Annotated in this window: 12 protein-coding genes; 5 read left to right on the top strand and 7 right to left on the bottom strand. The window is 68.5% G+C overall.

All coding sequences use genetic code 11. From position 1 onward, the window contains the following. The first annotated feature begins 27 nt into the window (after positions 1–27). Positions 28–1,146 carry an ADP-heptose--LPS heptosyltransferase gene (locus AB4851_RS15860; RefSeq protein ID WP_414451868.1) on the top strand — a complete coding sequence of 373 codons (1,119 nt, stop codon included), beginning with the start codon at positions 28–30 and terminating at the stop codon, positions 1,144–1,146. Positions 1,147–1,422: 276 nt separating this feature from the next. On the opposite strand, the gene AB4851_RS15865 is transcribed toward AB4851_RS15860, so the two are convergent. After that, complete coding sequence (locus AB4851_RS15865; protein WP_414450605.1) at positions 1,423–2,568, bottom strand: helix-turn-helix domain-containing protein; 1,146 nt, start codon at positions 2,566–2,568, stop codon at positions 1,423–1,425. Between the two features lie 341 nt (positions 2,569–2,909). On the opposite strand from AB4851_RS15865, the gene adh reads away from it, so the two are divergent. Further along, positions 2,910–4,430: an aldehyde dehydrogenase gene (adh, locus tag AB4851_RS15870; protein ID WP_414450606.1), complete on the top strand. Its 1,521-nt coding sequence runs from the start codon at positions 2,910–2,912 to the stop codon at positions 4,428–4,430. A 60-nt stretch (positions 4,431–4,490) separates the two neighbouring features. On the opposite strand, the gene eutC is transcribed toward adh, so the two are convergent. From eutC to eat, 3 genes are read right to left on the bottom strand one after another with little or no spacing between them, the layout of a single operon-like run. After that, positions 4,491–5,303 (bottom strand): ethanolamine ammonia-lyase subunit EutC, encoded by an 813-nt coding sequence (eutC, locus tag AB4851_RS15875; protein ID WP_414450607.1) that lies wholly within the window; start codon positions 5,301–5,303, stop codon positions 4,491–4,493. Then, the gene (locus AB4851_RS15880; protein WP_414450608.1) at positions 5,300–6,697 is read right to left on the bottom strand and encodes an ethanolamine ammonia-lyase subunit EutB; all 1,398 of its coding nucleotides are present in this window, start codon (positions 6,695–6,697) and stop codon (positions 5,300–5,302) included. Before AB4851_RS15880 ends, eutC begins: the two co-directional genes overlap by 4 nt. A gap of 58 nt (positions 6,698–6,755) precedes the next feature. Then, positions 6,756–8,144, bottom strand: coding sequence for an ethanolamine permease (gene eat / locus AB4851_RS15885; protein ID WP_414443549.1), 1,389 nt, complete (start codon positions 8,142–8,144; stop codon positions 6,756–6,758). Between the two features lie 255 nt (positions 8,145–8,399). On the opposite strand from eat, the gene AB4851_RS15890 reads away from it, so the two are divergent. Next, positions 8,400–8,879 carry an AraC family transcriptional regulator gene (locus AB4851_RS15890; RefSeq protein WP_414450609.1) on the top strand — a complete coding sequence of 160 codons (480 nt, stop codon included), beginning with the start codon at positions 8,400–8,402 and terminating at the stop codon, positions 8,877–8,879. A gap of 54 nt (positions 8,880–8,933) precedes the next feature. On the opposite strand, the gene AB4851_RS15895 is transcribed toward AB4851_RS15890, so the two are convergent. Next, positions 8,934–11,600: a heavy metal translocating P-type ATPase gene (locus AB4851_RS15895; protein WP_414450610.1), complete on the bottom strand. Its 2,667-nt coding sequence runs from the start codon at positions 11,598–11,600 to the stop codon at positions 8,934–8,936. 81 nt (positions 11,601–11,681) lie between these two features. Between AB4851_RS15895 and cadR the strand changes: the two genes are divergently transcribed. Both cadR and AB4851_RS15905 read left to right on the top strand, forming a co-directional pair. Next, complete coding sequence (gene cadR, locus AB4851_RS15900; protein ID WP_414443546.1) at positions 11,682–12,113, top strand: Cd(II)/Pb(II)-responsive transcriptional regulator; 432 nt, start codon at positions 11,682–11,684, stop codon at positions 12,111–12,113. Between the two features lie 85 nt (positions 12,114–12,198). Then, on the top strand, positions 12,199–12,810 hold the full coding sequence (locus AB4851_RS15905) for a helix-turn-helix transcriptional regulator (RefSeq protein WP_414450611.1): 612 nt from the start codon (positions 12,199–12,201) through the stop codon (positions 12,808–12,810). A 164-nt stretch (positions 12,811–12,974) separates the two neighbouring features. Here the strand turns inward: AB4851_RS15905 and AB4851_RS15910 are convergent, their stop codons facing one another. Together AB4851_RS15910 and putA are read right to left on the bottom strand one after the other, a co-directional pair. Next, complete coding sequence (locus AB4851_RS15910; protein WP_414443544.1) at positions 12,975–14,114, bottom strand: branched-chain amino acid ABC transporter substrate-binding protein; 1,140 nt, start codon at positions 14,112–14,114, stop codon at positions 12,975–12,977. 85 nt (positions 14,115–14,199) lie between these two features. Next, positions 14,200–18,120, bottom strand: a complete 3,921-nt coding sequence (putA, locus tag AB4851_RS15915) for a trifunctional transcriptional regulator/proline dehydrogenase/L-glutamate gamma-semialdehyde dehydrogenase (protein WP_414450612.1) — start codon at positions 18,118–18,120, stop codon at positions 14,200–14,202. Positions 18,121–18,218: the final 98 nt, after the last annotated feature.

Consider the following 18,218-nt stretch of genomic DNA (forward strand, 5'->3'; position numbering starts at 1 on the left):
GCCATGCCCCCGGCAACCGGGGCCGCGATGCAAGGCGTGGAGAGCGACGGCCCCGCCGGCCTCGATGCCCTCGATGCGCATGCGGCCTTGCGGCACCCGGGTACGCTGCTGACGCCGGAGCGCATGCTCGTCGCGCCGTACGATCTCGAAATGGCCGGTGCGGTGCCGGCGGGCGTGATCGCGGCCACGGCGAGCGCGGCAGGCGCGGGCATCCTCAACGCGGCCGAGCGGCCGTTCCGGCTCGACTACGCGCGCTGCGCGACGGTGCACGTGATCAACGGAATGGGCGTCGCGCTCGGCGATTCGATCATCGGCCTCACGGCGCTCGACGCGCTGCGCGGCGCGCATCCGGCACTGCGCTTCGTGCTGTATCGGCCCGCGCGGCTCGCGGCCCATGTCGCGCAACTCGACGCGCTGGCTGGCCGCCCCGCCTCGCATGGCGACGCCGTGGCCGAGATTCGCACGCTGCCGGTCGCGCTCGATGCGCTGCCGGCTGCCGACCCGAAGATCGACGTCGGCAACCAGCTCTACCGGCCCGCGTTCGCGGCGCTGCCGATGATCGACTACTTCCTCGATGCGCTCGGCGCCGAGCCGGCAGCAATCCCGGCGGAAGCCAAGCGCAACCGCTGGCTCGCGCGGCTCGCCTTGCCCGCGCTGCCCGCGCCGTGGCATGCGCGCCGCTACGCGCTGTTCTGCGCCGACGCCAGCACGCCGCTGCGCAGCATCCCGCCCGCGCGGCGCGCGGCGCTCGTCGAACGCATCGCGCAGCGCTATGGGTTGCCGGTGCTCGGCTTCGGGCCGGTCGATCATCGGGCGTATGTGGACGTGCGCGCACTGTCGCCCGATACCGCCGCCTATCTCGCGTGGGTGCGCGGCGCGGCGGTGCTGATCGGCGCCGATTCGTCGGCGATCCACCTGGCCGACGGCTTCGACGTGCCGACGCTGGCCTGCTTCACGAGCATCGCGCCCGAATTGCGCGTGCGCGACTATCCGCATTGCCGGCCGGTGGTGGTGCCGGTGCCGCCCGCGCTGCACGATCGGCATGCGAGCGACGATGCGGGCGATATTGCTGCGGTGGATGACGCCTATCGTGCGCTCGATTGGGATGCGCTGGCTTGGCCGCTGGCGCGTGATGGTGACGGCTAGTCAGTTCATCCACGCCGCCCTCAGCACCTTGGACGGCCGCATGCCGAACATGCGCCGGTAATCGGTGGCGAACTGGCTCAGGTCAGTTCATCGCTGCCCCGGACGCCTTCCTCAGCACCTTGGACGGCTACATGCCGAACATGCGCCGGTAACCGTTGACGAACTGGCTCAGGTCAGTTCATCGCTTCCGCTATCGCAGCCCCGGGCGCCTCCCTCAGCACCTCGAACGGCCGCATCCCGCACATGCACCGATAACCGATGGCGAACCGGCTCAAGTCAGTTCACCGCTTCGGCCACCGCAACCCCGGACGCCTCCCTCAACGCCTCCGACGGCCGCATCCCGAACATGCGCCGGTAGTCGGTCGCGAACTGGCTCAAATGCCAGAAGCCCCACGCGGCGGCCACGTCCTGCACCGAGCCGGCCGCGCGGCCGCACAAGTCGCGCCGCGCGCCGTTCAGGCGCAGCGCGCGCAGGTACGTGGCGGGCGCCATGCCGAGCACATCCTGGAAGCAGTTCTGCAAGGTGCGGCGGCTCACGTGAAGCTGCTCGCACAGCTCGGGCACGCCGATCGGCCGGCTGCGATGCGCGAGCATGTAGTCGCGCGCCAGCGCGACGATGCGGCGGCGGCGCTGCGGATGCAGGCCATCGGCCTCGTCGTCGGCGTCCGGCCCGGCGCACACGTCGAACAAGGCCGCCAGCACAGCCGCCTGCAAATCGTGACGCTCGCATTCGGACAACACCGCGCGCGGCGCGACCGCATCGTCGAAACGCGCGGCCAGCAGCGCACGCAGCCGTGCGAGCCGCGCCGCGCCAGCCTGCACCACCGGCTGCCGCAGCCGCGCGTTGGGGCCGACGTGCTCGACATGCTCGGCGTAACGGCGCAGCACCTCGCCGCGCACCACCACGCCATAGATCGAGAACGCGGCCGGCGTCAGCAGTTCGAATTCGACGTTGCCCGGCCGGCAGGCGAAACCGTCGGCCGCGATCGGCCGCGCATCGATCCGCGCGCTGCCGTCGGGCCTGGCCGGGATGCCGAACCAGTACGCATCGCCGCGCACCTCGCAGCCCTGCCGCAACGCGTGGCTGGTGGTTTCGCTAAACAGCTTCATGGTGTCGAGCGGCAACTCGGTGAGCGTGCCGGCGAAGCGCCCGGCCGCGAGCTGGTCGTAGGTCTGGCGCCAGCCGATCAGGTTGCGCGCCTGCTCGTCGGCGTCGTGCGCGACGCTGACCACGGCGCGGCCCGCCGGCGCTTCCGTGCCGGCCGCGCTGCGGCGCGTGTCTTCCGCGGTGGCCTCGGCCCGCGCGCCGGCCGCCGCATCTTCCGCGGTGGCCTCAGCCCGCGTGCCGACCGCAGCCCAGCCGCCAGCCAAGGCCAAAACTTCGGCGTCCTTCACGGTTTCGATCCCGCCCCGAGCATTCATCGTCCCTGCCCCTTTTTCGGTCCCGGCTTTCATCGACACGACAAATATGCAAATCCCGTGCCGAAAGTCCGTCAGGCCCGCGTTGCCCGGCCTCGCGCACGGCTGTGCCACGAAGGCACAGCGCGCCACGTGGCGGCGTGCCAGTTCTGCGCACCCGCCATCGCACGAGCACGGCACACGCGGCCCGGCCCGCCGCCGCGCCCCGGCTGGCCGCGCCTCGCACCGCGACGCGCCCGGCACGCACCGCCGCGCGGCGCACTGGCACGCTTTTGGCGTATTTCACAGGCCCCGCCGCGCGTGCGCGGCGACGTTTCCTAATTCCGACATGCGAGGAGCGACAGATGAACCACGCCGAGATGCAGCATCTGAACATCGAATTTCCGTATCGCAAGCAGTATGGGAACTTCATCGGCGGCGAATGGGTGCCGCCCGTCGCAGGCCAGTATTTCGACAACATCTCGCCCGTCACCGGCCAGCCGTTCACGGCCATCCCGCGCTCGCAGGAAGCCGATATCGAACTGGCGCTCGACGCCGCCCACGCGGCCAAGGCCGGCTGGGGCGCGACGCCCGCGGCGGACCGCGCCGCCGTGCTGCTGCGCATCGCCGATCGCATGGAGCAGAACCTGGCGCGGCTGGCGGTGGCCGAGACGATCGACAACGGCAAGCCGCTGCGCGAAACCACGGCGGCCGACATCCCGCTGGCAATCGACCACTTCCGCTATTTCGCGGGCTGCCTGCGCGCGCAGGAAGGCTCGATCGCCGATATCGGCGGCGACCTGGTCGCGTACCACTTCCACGAGCCGCTCGGCGTGGTCGGCCAGATCATCCCGTGGAACTTCCCGATCCTGATGGCCGCCTGGAAGCTCGCGCCGGCATTGGCCGCCGGCAACTGCGTGGTGCTCAAGCCGGCCGAGCAGACGCCCGCCTCGATCCTGGTATGGGCCGAACTCGTGCAGGACCTGCTGCCGCCAGGCGTGCTCAACATCGTCAACGGCTTCGGGCTGGAGGCCGGCAAGCCGCTGGCGTCGAGCAAGCGCATCGCCAAGATCGCGTTTACCGGCGAGACCACCACGGGCCGCCTGATCATGCAGTACGCCAGCGCGAACCTGATCCCGGTCACGCTGGAGCTGGGCGGCAAGAGCCCGAACATCTTCTTCGCCGACGTGATGGACCGCGACGACGGCTACTTCGACAAGGCGCTCGAAGGCTTCGCGATGTTCGCGCTGAACCAGGGCGAGGTGTGCACCTGCCCGTCGCGCGCGCTGGTCGAGGAAAGCGTGTACGAGCGCTTCATCGAGCGCGCCGTGAAGCGCGTCGAGAAGATCCGCCAGGGCCACCCGCTCGACGCGCAGACGATGATCGGCGCGCAGGCCTCGGCCGAGCAGATGGAAAAGATCCTGTCCTACATCGACATCGGCCGCCAGGAAGGCGCCGAGTGCCTGACGGGCGGCGAGCGCAACACGCTGACGGGCGAGCTGGCGAGCGGCTACTACGTCAAGCCGACGGTGTTCCGCGGCCACAACAAGATGCGGATCTTCCAGGAGGAGATCTTCGGGCCGGTGCTGTCGGTCACCACCTTCAAGAACGAGGATGAAGCGCTGGAGATCGCCAACGACACGTTGTACGGCCTCGGCGCCGGCGTGTGGACGCGCGACGGCACGCGCGCCTACCGCTTCGGCCGCGCGATCCAGGCCGGGCGCGTGTGGACCAACTGCTATCACGCCTACCCGGCGCACGCGGCGTTCGGCGGCTACAAGCAATCGGGCATCGGCCGCGAAACCCACAAGATGATGCTCGACCACTATCAGCAGACCAAGAACCTGCTGGTCAGCTACAGCGAGAAGCCGCTCGGGTTCTTCTGAGTTTTGCGGGTTTTCCGGGCAGCATGCGAGCACCGCCGGCGAGCGATCGCCGGCGGTTTTTCATGGCGCGTCGGCGGGCTTCTCGCCAAGACGTTCGGTGTCCGTTTCATTGCCGGGCAGCAGCGCGTCGCTGTCGTCCTTGAGGCCCACGCCGGTCAGTTGCAGCCGGCGCGCGTGCGTCAGCAGATAGTGCAGCTTGTGTGCGGCTGCCGCGTGCGGCAGCCCTTCGGGCCGCACGTTCGAGATGCAGTTGCGTTGCGCGTCGTGGCAGCCGACCTTCGGCGCGTAGGTGAGATACACGCCGAGGCTGTCCGGCGAACTGAGGCCGGGCCGCTCGCCGATCAGCATCGCCACCAGTTGCGCGCGCAACAATTCACCGATCTCGTCGCCGAGCGCGACGCGCGCCTGACGCGCCACCACCACCGGGCCGATCGACCAGCCGTCGGCATCGAGCCGGCCGCGCACCGCCTCGATCAGCGGCAGCGCCTGCTTCGCGGCCGCGAGCGCCGACAGGCCGTCGCCGATCACGAACACCAGGTCGGGCGCGGCCTCGGCATCACGGCCGGCCGCCGCCAGCGCCTCGCGGCTCGCGTCGGACAGCCGCCTGCCGAGATCGGGACGCCGCAAGTAGTGCTGACGATCGGGCGCGGCGCTGTCGGCCGCGAGCGTCGCGTAACCGGCCGCCTCCAACTCGCCGCGCAGCGCGTCGGCCTCGAGCGGCTGATGCACGGCGTCGCGCGCCTGCGCGTGCGACAGGTTGAAGGCCAGCAGCGGCTCGGTCGGCAGGCTGCTGCCCGCGCGGCCGAGCGCGATGCGCGCGTTCGTGAACGACTTGAGCCCGCCCCACGGGTTCTTCTCGACGGGGTCGCTCATGCGCCGATCCCCATCCAGTCATCCGCGCCCGTCAGCAGCGGCGTGCGTGTCGAAGCCGGCAACAGCACGCCCTTCGCATCGGCGATCTCCATCGTCTCCAGCCATTCCTCGAACTCGGGCGCGCGGCGCAGGCCCAGCACCTCGCGCACGTACAACGCATCGTGGAACGAAGTGCTCTGGTAGTTCAGCATCACGTCGTCCGCGCCCGGAATGCCCATGATGAAATTGATGCCGGCCGCGCCGAGCAGCGTCAATAAGGTATCCATATCATCTTGGTCGGCCTCGGCGTGGTTCGTGTAGCAGATGTCGCAGCCCATCGGCACGCCGAGCAGCTTGCCGCAGAAGTGATCCTCCAGCCCCGCGCGGATGATCTGCTTGCCGTCGTACAGGTATTCGGGGCCGATGAAGCCCACCACCGTGTTGACCAGGAACGGCCGGAACTTGCGCGCCACCGCGTAGGCGCGCACCTCGCAGGTCTGCTGGTCGACGCCGTGATGCGCGTTGGCCGACAGCGCGCTGCCCTGGCCGGTCTCGAAGTACATCAGGTTGTCGCCGACGGTGCCGCGCTTGAGCGAGCGCGCCGCCTGGTGCGCCTCGTCGAGCAACGCCAGCGAGATGCCGAAGCTCGCGTTGGCCTGCTCGGTGCCCGCGATCGACTGGAACACCAGGTCGACGGGCGCGCCTTTCTCGATCGCCGCGATGGTGTTGGTGACGTGGGTCAGCACGCAGGATTGCGTCGGCACGCGATAACGCTCGCGAAACGCGTCGATCATGTTCAGCAAGCGGGTGATCGCGGCGAGGCTGTCGGTGGCCGGATTGATGCCGATCATCGCGTCGCCCGAGCCGTACATCAGGCCGTCGAGCATCGAGGCGGCGATGCCGCGCGCGTCGTCGGTCGGATGGTTCGGCTGCAGCCGCACCGACATGCGGCCCGGCAGGCCCACCGTGTTGCGAAAGCGCGTGACCACGCGGCGCTTGCGGGCCGCCAGGATCAGGTCCTGGTTGCGCATCAGCTTCGAGACGGCCGCCGCCATTTCGGGTGTGATGCCGGGCGCAACGCGTTCCAGCGCCGCGCCATCGGCCGCCGGCGACAGCAGCCAGTTGCGAAAGTCGCCCACCGTCAGATGCGAAATCTCGGCGAATGCGGCAGCGTCGTGATCGTCGACGATCAGGCGCGTGACCTCGTCGCGTTCGTACGGGATCAGCGCCTCGTTCAGGAACGCCTTGAGCGGCACCGCGGCCAGCGACATCCTGGCGGCCACGCGCTCTTCCTCGCTGGCCGCCGCGACACCGGCGAGCTGGTCGCCCGAGCGCAAGGGGCTTGCCTTGGCAAGCAGGGTCTTGAGGTCCGCGAACCGGTAGGTCTGCGAACCGATCGTCTCCGTGTAGGCCATCTGTGAATCTCCTGAGGTCGAGCGGTGCGCGGCGCGGCAATCCGGGCCGCGCGCCGCCTCATTCCTCGAGCAGCGCCTCGGCGGGCGCGGCGGCGCGTTGTGCGCGCGTCGCCAGGAAGTAGACGAAGCCGAGCGCGACGATCGCCACGAACACACCCGCCACCAGCGCGTTGAAATAGAGCATCGTGCCGAGGCAGATCAGCGCGGCGACCAGCGCGAACGCCGGGAACAGCGGGTACAGCGGCGCGCGGAACGGCCGCGCCATGGTGGGCTGCGAGCGGCGCAGCTTGAACAGCGCCGCCATGCTGACGATGTACATGACGATAGCGCCGAACACCGACATCGTCACGATGTTCGCCGTCAGCGTCTGGCCGCCGAACTGGATCAGCTCGTCGCTGTAGATCGCCGCGATGCCGATCACGCCGCCCGCGATGATCGCGCGATACGGCGTGCGAAAGCGCGGATGCACCTTGGCCAGCCACTCGGGCAGATAGCCTTCGCGGGCCAGCGCGAAGATCTGGCGCGAATAACCGAGGATGATGCCGTGGAACGACGCCACCAGCCCGAACAGGCCGAGCCACACCAGCATGTGCATCCAGCCGCTGTGCTCGCCGACGATGTATTTCATCGCCTGCGGCAGCGGATCGTTGATGTTGGCGAGCTTGCTCCAGTCGCCCGCGCCGCCCGCGAACACCATCACGCCGATCGCCAGCACCACGAGGGTCAGGATGCCGGCCACGTAGGCGATCGGGATCGAGCGCTTCGGGTTCTTGGCTTCCTCGGCGGCCATCGCCACGCCTTCGATCGCGAGGAAGAACCAGATCGCGAACGGGATCGCCGCGAACATGCCGTTGAACGAGCCGAGCGAGAAGTGATCGGCGCCGCTCCAGCCCGCGTGCGTGAAGTTCGCCCACGAGAAGCCCGGCGACACCACGCCCATGAACACCAGCAGCTCGAAGATCGCCAGCACCGTGACGATCAGCTCGAACGTCGCAGCAATCTGCACGCCCACGATGTTGAGCGCCATGAACACGAGGTAGGCGCCCATCGCCGCGTGCTTCGGCTCCAGCGACGGGAACTGCACATGCAGATAGGCCCCGATCGCCAGCGCGATGGCCGGCGGCGCAAACACGAACTCCACCAGCGTGGCGATGCCTGCCAGATAACCGCCCACCGGCCCGAACGCGCGGCGCGCGTAGGCGAACGGGCCGCCCGCGTGCGGAATCGAGGTGGTCAGCTCGGTGAAGCTGAAAATGAAGGTGGTGTACATCGCCGCGATGAACAGCGCGGTGACCACGAAGCCGAGCGTGCCGGCGCTGGCCCAGCCGTAGCTCCAGCCGAAATATTCGCCCGAGATCACCAGGCCCACCGCGATCCCCCAAAGTTGCCAGGTACCGAGGGTCTGTTTCAGCGCCGGCCCGGAATGGCCGTTCGACTCTGCATGCATCGCGTTCTCCTCAGGTGCGGCCCGTCGAACGCGGCGCGCCGGAACGGGTGTGGGAGAACCGATGCTAGAGAGTCATAAATCGACGTGTTATCGAAAATCGGCAAAGGTGGGGGCAGGCGAGGGCGGGCAGCGGAGATATTGCGCGCACGGCAACGGTTTCGTACGATGAGCGGCGCCGCGCGCCGGTTCGCGATTGCCTGGGCGTTCGCGTTGCCACCGGCCCGTGTGCATCGACCCTATTCAGGAGACCTGTTCATGAGCACGCGTCAGATCGAGATCCGCGAGCTTGACCCGATCGAGGTGGTGGCCGCCGAACATCGCGGGCCTTACAGCGAGATGCACACCGCGTTCGCGCGGCTGGCAGGCTGGATCGATGCGCAAGGCCTGTTCGGCCCCGACGCGTGCTGCCTCGGCATCTTTTACGACAATCCGGCCGTGGTGCCCGCCGCGCAGCTTCGCTCGCACGCGTGCTACGCGCTCGGCCCGGACACGGCGGCCATTGCGCTGCCCGAACCGTTCGAACACCTGACGATCGCGGGCGGCACCTGCGCCGTGCTGATCCATGAAGGGCCGTACGACACGCTCGGCCACGCCTACGCCTGGCTGTACGGCGAATGGCTGCCGTCATCGGGCCACGTGCCGGCCGATGCGCCCTCGTTCGAGGCCTATCTCAACGACCCGCGCACCACGCCGCCCGAACAACTGCTGACCGCCATCCACCTGCCGCTGCGTTGAATGATGAGCAACGGCCCGCAACGGCCCATTTGCTGCGGATAACGAAATGACCGCCTAGCCGCGCGAGGCGCGCAGCAGCCGCAAGCCGTTGCCGACCACGATCAGGCTCGCGCCCGCGTCGGCGAACACGGCCATCCACATCGTGCCGAGCCCGGCGATGGTCAGGCCGAAAAACACCGCCTTGACCGCCAGCGCGAAGCCGATGTTCTGCACCAGCACGCGGTGCGTGGCGCGCGAGAGCCGCACGAACTCGGGGATCTTGCGCAGGTCGTCGTCCATCAACGCGACGTCGGCCGTCTCGATGGCGGTGTCGGTACCCATCGCGCCCATCGCGAAGCCGATGTCGGCGCGCGCCAGCGCCGGCGCATCGTTGATGCCGTCGCCGACCATCCCGACCGCGCGCCCTTGCCGCCCCAGTTCCACCACCGCCGCGAGCTTGTCCTCGGGCAACTGGTTGCCGCGCGCATCGTCGATGCCCACCTCGCGCGCGATCGCCGCCGCCGTGTAGGCGTTGTCGCCCGTCAGCATCGCGGTGCGGATGCCGAGCGCGTGCAGTTGCGCGATCGCCTCGCGGCTGCTGTCCTTGACCGTGTCGGCCACCGCGAACAGCCCGAGCACGCGCGCCGCGTCGATCAGCATCACCACCGTCTTGCCCTGCGATTCGAGCGCGGCGACGCGTGCGTCGAGCGCGGCCGAGGCGCGTCCGAGTTCGGTGGCCAGCCGCTGATTGCCGAGCCAGTACGACACGCCGTCGATCGCGCCGCGCACGCCGCGGCCCGGCAGCGCCTCGAAGCCGTCGACCTCGGCGAACGGCGCGGCATCGGCCGAGGCGCGCGCGATGGCCTGCGACACCGGGTGATCGGAGCGGTTCGCGAGGCTCGCGGCCAGGAACGCAAGGCGGGCCGGCGCGATGTCGTCGGCCAGCGCCTCGAGATCGGTGCGGGCGGGCTTGCCGTGCGTGATCGTGCCGGTCTTGTCGAGCGCGAGCCAGCCGAGCTTGCGGCCTTCTTCCAGATACACGCCGCCCTTGACCAGGATGCCGCGCCGCGCGGCGGCGGCCAGCCCGGAGACGATCGTGACCGGCGTGGAGATCACCAGCGCACACGGGCAGGCGATCACCAGCAGCACCAGCGCGCGATAGAACCAGTCGTGCCACGCACCGCCGGCCAGCAGCGGCGGAATCACCGCCACGGCCAGCGCGATCGCGAACACGATCGGCGTATAGACGCGTGCGAAGCGGTCGACGAAGCGCTGCGTCGGCGCCTTCGCGCCTTGCGCCTCCTCGACGGCGTGGATGATGCGCGCGAGCGTGGTGTTCGAGGCCACGGCGCTCACGCGATAGTCGAACGAACCGGCCTCGTTGATGGTGCCGGCGAACACGGCGTCGCCGGGCGCCTTTTCGACCGGCAGGCTTTCGCCCGTGATCGGCGCCTGGTTGACCGTCGAGCGGCCGTCCACCAGTTCGCCGTCGAGGCCGATCCTCTCGCCGGGGCGCACCCGCACGATCGCGCCGAGCGCCACCGTGGCCGCCGCGACCGGTGCCCAACTGCCGTCGGGCTGCCGCACCGTGGCGGTGTCGGGGGCGAGCCGCATCAGGCCCGAGATGGCGTTGCGGGCGCGATCGAGCGACTTGGCCTCGATCAGTTCGGCGATCGTGAACAGCACCATCACCATCGCGGCTTCGGGCCACTGGCCGATCAGCATCGCGCCCGTCACGGCGATGCTCATCAGCGCGTTGATGTTGAGGTTGCCGTTGCGGATCGCGATCCAGCCCTTGCGGTAGGTGGTGAGGCCGCACACGGCCACCGACGCCACCGCGAGCAGCGCGGCCAGCCAGCCGGGCAGGCCGGCCCAGGTCACGGCTTCGGAGGCAAGCGCGGCCACCCCGGCGGCCACCAGTGGCCAGACCGGCTTCGGCGCATCGGCCAGCGGCGCGCCGGATGCGCCGGCCGCCGAGGCACCGCCGCCGGCCAGTTCGGGCGTCATGCCGAGCGAGCGGATCGCCGCGGCCACCGATTCGGCCGCGCCGGGCGCGTGCACGACGGTCAGCAGCCGCTGCATCAGGTTGAAATCGAGCGTCGTGACCGAGGCCATGCCGCCGAGCTTCTTGCGGATCAGCGTTTCTTCGGTCGGGCAATCCATCTGCATGATCCGGAACGCCGAGCGCTCGGTGCCGTCGGCCAGGCGTTGCGTGCCAGGCAAGGCGGCGAGGATCGGTGCGGCGGGGGCGCAGCAGGAGGCGGCGGAGGGGTGATCGTGTGCGGCGTGGTCGTGCGAGCCGTGGTCATGCGAATGGGCATGTGCGCCGTGGTCGTGCGTGCCGTGGTCGTGTGAGTGGGCATGTGCGCCGTGATCGTGCGTGCCGTGATCGTGCGAGTGGCCATGTGCGCCGTGGTCATGCGAATGGGCATGTGCGCCGTGATCGTGGCTATCGTCGCCTCCGCCGTCGTGCGCGTGGCCGCATTGGCCGCGACCCTCCGCAGCATGGTCATGGCCCTGCTCACCCTGGCCAAGATCGCCGTGCGCGTGCCCATGATCGTGGCCAAGCCCTCGCGCCTGTACCGGCGCGTCGTCCTTCTTCACCCAGCGGATCGCCAGTTGCGGCTTCGCGTCATCACGCGCACCCGCATCATCATGGCCGTGATCGTGCGCGCAGCAGCCGGCTGGCGACGGTGCGTCGTCGGCGCGGTGCGCGTCGTGAGTGCGGTTTGATTCGGCCATGGCGTTCTCCTGATTGCATGAGGTGTAGAGTTAACACCCTGAAGCCACTTCAGGGTCAACCGTTTCCGACAGGAGAATCTGATGAAGATCGGCGAACTTGCCAAAGCCGCACGCTGCACGCCGGAGACCATCCGCTTCTACGAAAAAGAGGGGCTGATGCCGGACACCGAGCGCACCGACGCGAATTACCGGCGCTATACCGAGCTGCACGTGGAGCGCCTGCGGTTCATCCGCAATTGCCGCGCGCTCGACATGACGCACGACGAAATCCGCACGCTGCTGCGCCTGACCGACGACCCGGCCGATCGCTGCGATTCGATCAACACGCTGCTCGACGACCACATCGGCCACGTCAACGCGCGGCTCGTCGAACTGCAGCAGTTGAAGGCCCAACTGAGCGAATTGCGCGAGCAATGCCAGGGCGAGCACACGGTCGAGGATTGCGGCATCGTGCACGGCCTTGCGACCATGGAGACACCGGAGGCGGGCGCAAAGCGCACCCACGTCGGCTAATTGCCACCGGCGTTTTTATTGCATCAAACAATGACTAGCCATAAAATGATCAGTCATTGTTTGATGATTGATTTGACTGGCTCCCATGCCTAAATTCTCCCCTCTCGCGCTCGCCGTGCTGGCCATGCTGACCGAAGCGCCGATGCACGTGTATCGCATCCAGCAGCTCATCAAACTGCGCGGCAAGGACGACGTGATCAACGTCCGCCAGCGCAACAGCCTCTATCAAACGCTCGATCGCCTGCTGCGCGAACGCCTCGTGGTGGTTCACGAAACCGAGCGTGACGGCATGTTCCCCGAGCGCACCGTCTACGCCGTGACCGAGGCCGGCCGCAGCACGGCGCGTGGCTGGTTGCGCGAACAACTGGCGCAGCCGGCCCGCGAATATCCGGCGTTTCCGGTGGCGCTGTCGGTGCTGCCGCTGCTGTCGGTGGACGACGCGCGCCGCCAGCTCGAAGCGCGCATCACGGCGCTGGAGGCGGAACTCGAACGGCTCGACGCGGCGCGCAACGCGGCGCTCGCGCTGCAGATCCCGCGGCTGTTCCTGCTGGAAAGCGAACTGCTGCAGGCGAGCGTCGAAACCGAACTCGATTGGGTGCGCAGCGTGGTGGCGCATCTGAAGGCCGGCGCGCTGACCTGGAGCGAGGCCTGGCTCAAGGACGTGGCCGAGCGGTTGGCGGCCAGCGATCCGGATTGAAGTCGGATTGAAGCGAAACAAATGAAACTCGAAGCGGGGCAGGGCAGCACGACGAACGCCGCTCCAAAACAAAACCGGCCGGCGGCACGTCCTGAAACGTGCCGCCGGCCGGTCCCGTGAGTCATCCAACCCGCGCGGGGCGCACCCCGCTCAGGCCGTGCGCATTACTTGCCGCCGATGCTCTTGAGCGGCACCCACTCGCCCTTTACGACCTTGTACATCGTGATGCCGCCGTTCTTCAGGTCGCCCTTCGAGTCGTACGCGATGTGCGTCGAGGTCACGCCGGCCATATCCGTCTGCGCGAGCACCGGCAGGTACTTGGCCGGATCCGTCGAGTTCGCCTTCTTCATCGCGTTGAACATCGCCATCGCGCCGTCGTAGGCGTACGGCGAGTAGGTCTGCACGTCTTCGCCGAAACGCTTCTTGTACTTCTCGGCGTAGGCCTTGCCGCCCGGCATGTCGTTCAGCGGCAGACCGGCCAGCGAGGCGATCGTGCCGTCCGACGCGTCGGCGGCGATCTTCAGGAAGGTCGGCGTGTGGACCATTTCGCCGCTCATCAGCGGGGAGGCGAGGCCCAGCGACTTCATCTGCTTGACCATCGGTGCACCTTGCGAATCGGCGCCGCCGTAATAGACCATATCCGGCTTGGCAGCCTTCAGCTTGGTCAGGATCGCCTTGAAGTCGACGGCCTTGTCGTTCGTGAATTCACGATCGACGATGGTCGCGCCGGCTGCCTTGGCGGCTTTCTCGAACTGGTCGGCCAGGCCTTGGCCATAGGCGGTGCGGTCGTCGACGATCGCGATCCGCTTCATGCCCAGATCCTTGACCGCGAACGCGCCGGCCACCGAGCCCTGCTGCGTGTCGGACGTCATCATCCGGAACGTGGTCTTGTAGCCCTGCGTGGTGTATTCGGGCGCCGTCGCCATCGCGATTTCGGGGATGCCGGCGTTCGCGTAGATGCGCGAAGCGGGGATCGTGGTACCCGAATTGAAGTGGCCGAGCATGCCCTTGATGCCGTCGTCGACGAGCTTCTGCGCGACCGTCGTGCCGGTGCGCGGGTCAGCCTGATCGTCTTGCGAGTCGAGCACGAACGTCACCGGCTTGCCGCCGATAACCGGCTTGGTCGCGTTGAAATCCTCGATCGCGAGCACGATGCCGTTTTGCATGTCCTTGCCGTAGTGCGCCTGCGCACCCGTCATCGGCCCTGCAAAACCGATCTTCACGTCCTCCGCGTATGCGGTCCCCGCCAGCGACATGACCGCAACCAGCGTTGCGCCTGCCACTTTTTTCATCGTGTGTTGCATAGCTTCTCCTAATACCAGGGTAGATGGAGCGGCTTCGGGTTTGCCTTGCCGCTTCCGTTTCGTCATGCCAACCAGCCGGGATCGCTCAGCCGATCGTCATCAGATTGGCGTTGCCGCCGGCTGCCGCCGTGTTCACGCTCACCGAGCGCTCCGTCAGCAGCCGCTCCAACGCGTAATCTTCGTCGCCGTTCTCGAACGCGCCGGCCGCCACGCCCTGCACCGATACGATCGGGCCGGGACGTTGCGAGACTTCCTTCACCAGCGCCAGCAACTCGTCGCTGTCGCCTTCGAACAGCACCGCATCGAACGCCGCGTCGGCCTGCTTGCGCACCGCCGCATACGACTTCAACGAAGCGGGCAAGGCCGCGGCCAATGCTTCGCCAGCCGCACCCGCGAACAGCGCGCGGTTGCCGGTGGCGAGCACCGAGGCGAACTGCGCACGCGCGCCCTTCGCCGTTGCCGCCATGCACAACACCGTGCCGCGCGGGCCGAGCGTGTACGTATTGCGCTCGCCGGTCGGCCCCGGCAACACCGCCGTGGCACCCGCCAGCACGCGCGACAGGTAGCCTTCGCAGCGTGCGGCGAGCGCCGGCTCGCGTTGTTCGATCAGCCAGTCGCGCAGCGCGGTCAGCGCCGACGACGGATTATCACCCGACTCGCCCGCCACCGGCGCATCGACGATCAGCGACGATTCCAGCGCCTTCGGCAGGCCGGCCGGGCGCGTGGCCAGCAGGCGTTGCAGATAGAGCGCGCCGCCGGCCTTCGGGCCGGTGCCCGACAGGCCTTCGCCACCGAACGGCTGCACGCCCACCACCGCGCCCACCACGTTGCGGTTCACGTAGATGTTGCCCACATGCGCGCGGCCGATCACGTGCGCGATGGTTTCGTCGATCCGCGTGTGGATGCCGAGCGTCAGGCCGTAGCCGGTCGAACGCACCTGGTCGAGCAGCTTGTCGAGCGCGCTGCGGCGGTAGCGCACCACGTGCAGCACCGGGCCGAACACTTCGCGCTTCAGTTCGTCGATGCTGCCGATCTCGATCAGCGTCGGCGGCACGAAGGTGCCCTGCGCGCAGCCGGCCGGCATCGGCAACTGCGTGACCGCATGGCCCTTTTCCTTCATCGCGGCGACGTGGGTGTCGATCGTTTGCTTCGCCTCGGCATCGATCACCGGGCCGACGTCGGTCGACAGGCGATCGGGGTTGCCGAGCGTCAGTTCGTGCATCGCGCCCTTGAGCATGGTGAGCGTGCGATCGGCCACGTCGTCCTGCAGGCAGAGCACGCGCAGCGCCGAGCAACGCTGGCCGGCCGAATCGAACGCCGAGTTCATCACGTCGGCCACCACCTGTTCCGCGAGCGCCGACGAGTCGACGATCATCGCGTTCTGGCCGCCGGTTTCGGCGATCAGCGGGATCGGCTTGCCGTCCGGGTCGAGGCGCGCGGCCAGCACCTTGTTGATCAGGCGCGCGACTTCGGTCGAGCCGGTGAACATCACGGCGCGCGTGCGCGGGTCCGACACCAGCGCCGCGCCCACCGTCTCGCCGTCGCCCGGCAGCAGTTGCACCGCGCCGGCCGGCACGCCGGCCTCGCGCAGCAGGCGCACCGCCTGCGCCGCGATCAGCGGGGTCTGCTCGGCGGGCTTGGCCAGCACCGTGTTGCCGGCGGCCAGCGCCGCGGCCACCTGGCCCATGAAGATCGCCAGCGGGAAATTCCACGGGCTGATGCACACCACGGGCCCGAGCGGGCGGTGCGTGTCGTTCGAGAATTCGTCGCGGATCTGCGCCGAGTAATAGCGCAGGAAGTCGATCGCCTCGCGAATTTCCGCCACCGCGTTCGGCAGCGATTTGCCCGCTTCGCGGATCACCAGGCCCATCAGCGTATGCATCTGCGCTTCGAGCAGATCGGCGGCGCGCGCCAGGCAATCGGCGCGGGCTTCGACCGGCGTGGCCTGCCAGATCGGCGCGGCCGACACGGCATGCGCGAGCGCGGCGCTCACGTGCTCCGGGGTCGCCTCGCTGACGGTGCCCACCACGTCGCGCTGATCGGACGGGTTGCGCACGTCGCGCGCCGGGGCGTCGGACAGCGCTTCGTCGGCCAGCATCGGCGCGGCGCGCCACGGGTGATGCGCGCTCGTCAGCAGTGCCGACGACAGCGACGCCAGACGATGCTCGTTCGACAGATCGAGGCCCATCGAATTGGCGCGCGAGTCGCCGTACAGGCCTTGCGGCAGCGGGATTTTCGCGTGCGGCGCGCCGAGCGGGACGATCTTCGCGGCTTCGTCGACCGGGTCGGCCACCAGTTCCTTGACCGGCACGGCCTTGTCGGCGATGCGGTTCACGAACGAGGTGTTCGCGCCATTCTCGAGCAGGCGGCGCACGAGGTAGGCGAGCAGCGTTTCATGCGTGCCGACCGGGGCATACACGCGGCACGGACGGTTCAGCTTGTCGCGGCCCGTGACTTCCTCGTACAGCGGCTCGCCCATGCCGTGCAGGCACTGGAATTCGTACTGGCCCGGGTAATAGTTCTGGCCGGCCAGGTGATAGATGGCCGACAGCGTATGCGCGTTGTGCGTGGCGAACTGCGGATACACCGCATCGGGCGCGCCGAGCAGCTTCTTCGCGCAGGCGACGTACGACACGTCGGTGTAGATCTTGCGCGTGTAGACCGGATAGCCTTCGAGGCCGTCCACCTGCGCACGCTTGATTTCCGAGTCCCAATACGCGCCCTTCACGAGGCGGATCATCAGGCGGTGACGGCTGCGGCGCGCGAGGTCGATCAGGTAGTCGATCACGAACGGGCAGCGCTTCTGGTACGCCTGCACCACGAAGCCGATGCCGTTCCAGCCGGCCAGCTCCGGGTCGAAGCACAGCGCTTCGAGCAGGTCGAGCGAGATTTCGAGGCGGTCGGCTTCCTCGGCGTCGATGTTCAGGCCGATGTCGTAGCGGCGCGCGAGCAGCGCCAGCGCGCGCACGCGCGGCAGCAGTTCGCTCATCGTGCGGTCCTGCTGCGCGCGCGAGTAGCGCGGGTGCAGCGCCGACAGCTTGATCGAGATGCCCGGGCCTTCGTAGATGCCGCGGCTGCCGGCGGCCTTGCCGATCGCGTGGATCGCCTGTTCGTAGGATGCGTAGTAGCGCTGCGCATCTTCTTCCGTGGTGGCCGCCTCGCCGAGCATGTCGTACGAGTAGCGGAAGCCGCGCGCTTCGTACTTGCGGCTGTTGGCCAGCGCCTCGGAAATGGTTTCGCCGGTGACGAACTGCTCGCCCATCAGGCGCATCGCCATGTCCACGCCCTTGCGGATCAGCGGCTCGCCGCCGCGGCCGATCAGGCGCGTGAGCGCCGACGACAGGCCCGTCTCGCTGTTGGTGGTGACCAGCTTGCCGGTGATCATCAGGCCCCAGGTGGCCGCGTTCACGAACAGCGACGGCGCCTGGCCCATGTGCGAGCGCCAGTCGCCCTTGCTGATCTTGTCGCGGATCAGCGCGTCGCGCGTGGCGCGGTCGGGAATGCGCAGCAGCGCTTCGGCCAGGCACATCAGCGCGACGCCTTCCTGGCTCGACAGCGAGAATTCGTGAATCAGCCCCTCGACGCCGCCGCCCGAGCTCTTGGTGCGCAGCGCCTCGACCAGCGTGGTCGCCATCGATTGCACGTCGGCCGCGAGATGGGCGGGCAAGCGCGCCTGGCCGAGCAGGAACGGCACGCACTCCGGCTCCGGACGGCGGTAAGCCGCCGTGATCGCGGCGCGCAGCACCGATTGCGGCTGCACGCTTTGCGCGAATTCGAGGAACGGATGCGGGGCGCCGTCGTCTTGCTCCTGACCATCGGCCAGCTCGGCGAAGCCGCTGCGGCCCGACAGTTCGGCCGGCAGATGGCCGTGCTCGATCTTTTCCAGGTACGCGAAGATCGCCTGCTTGATCAGCCAGTGGGGAGTGCGCTCCAGCCGCGCGGCCGCGTCCTTGAGACGCGAACGGAGCAGATCGTCGACTTTGACGCCTAGGGTGGTGCTTGCCATGATTCCTTCTGTGCCAGGCCGGAGCCGGCGGTCGCGTGAATATGAGACTCGCGGAATCCTATGCCACACAATAAAAAGGTGCAACCGATTCGACGATC

Source organism: Burkholderia sp. 22PA0099, assembly GCF_047497165.1.
Taxonomy (GTDB): domain Bacteria; phylum Pseudomonadota; class Gammaproteobacteria; order Burkholderiales; family Burkholderiaceae; genus Burkholderia.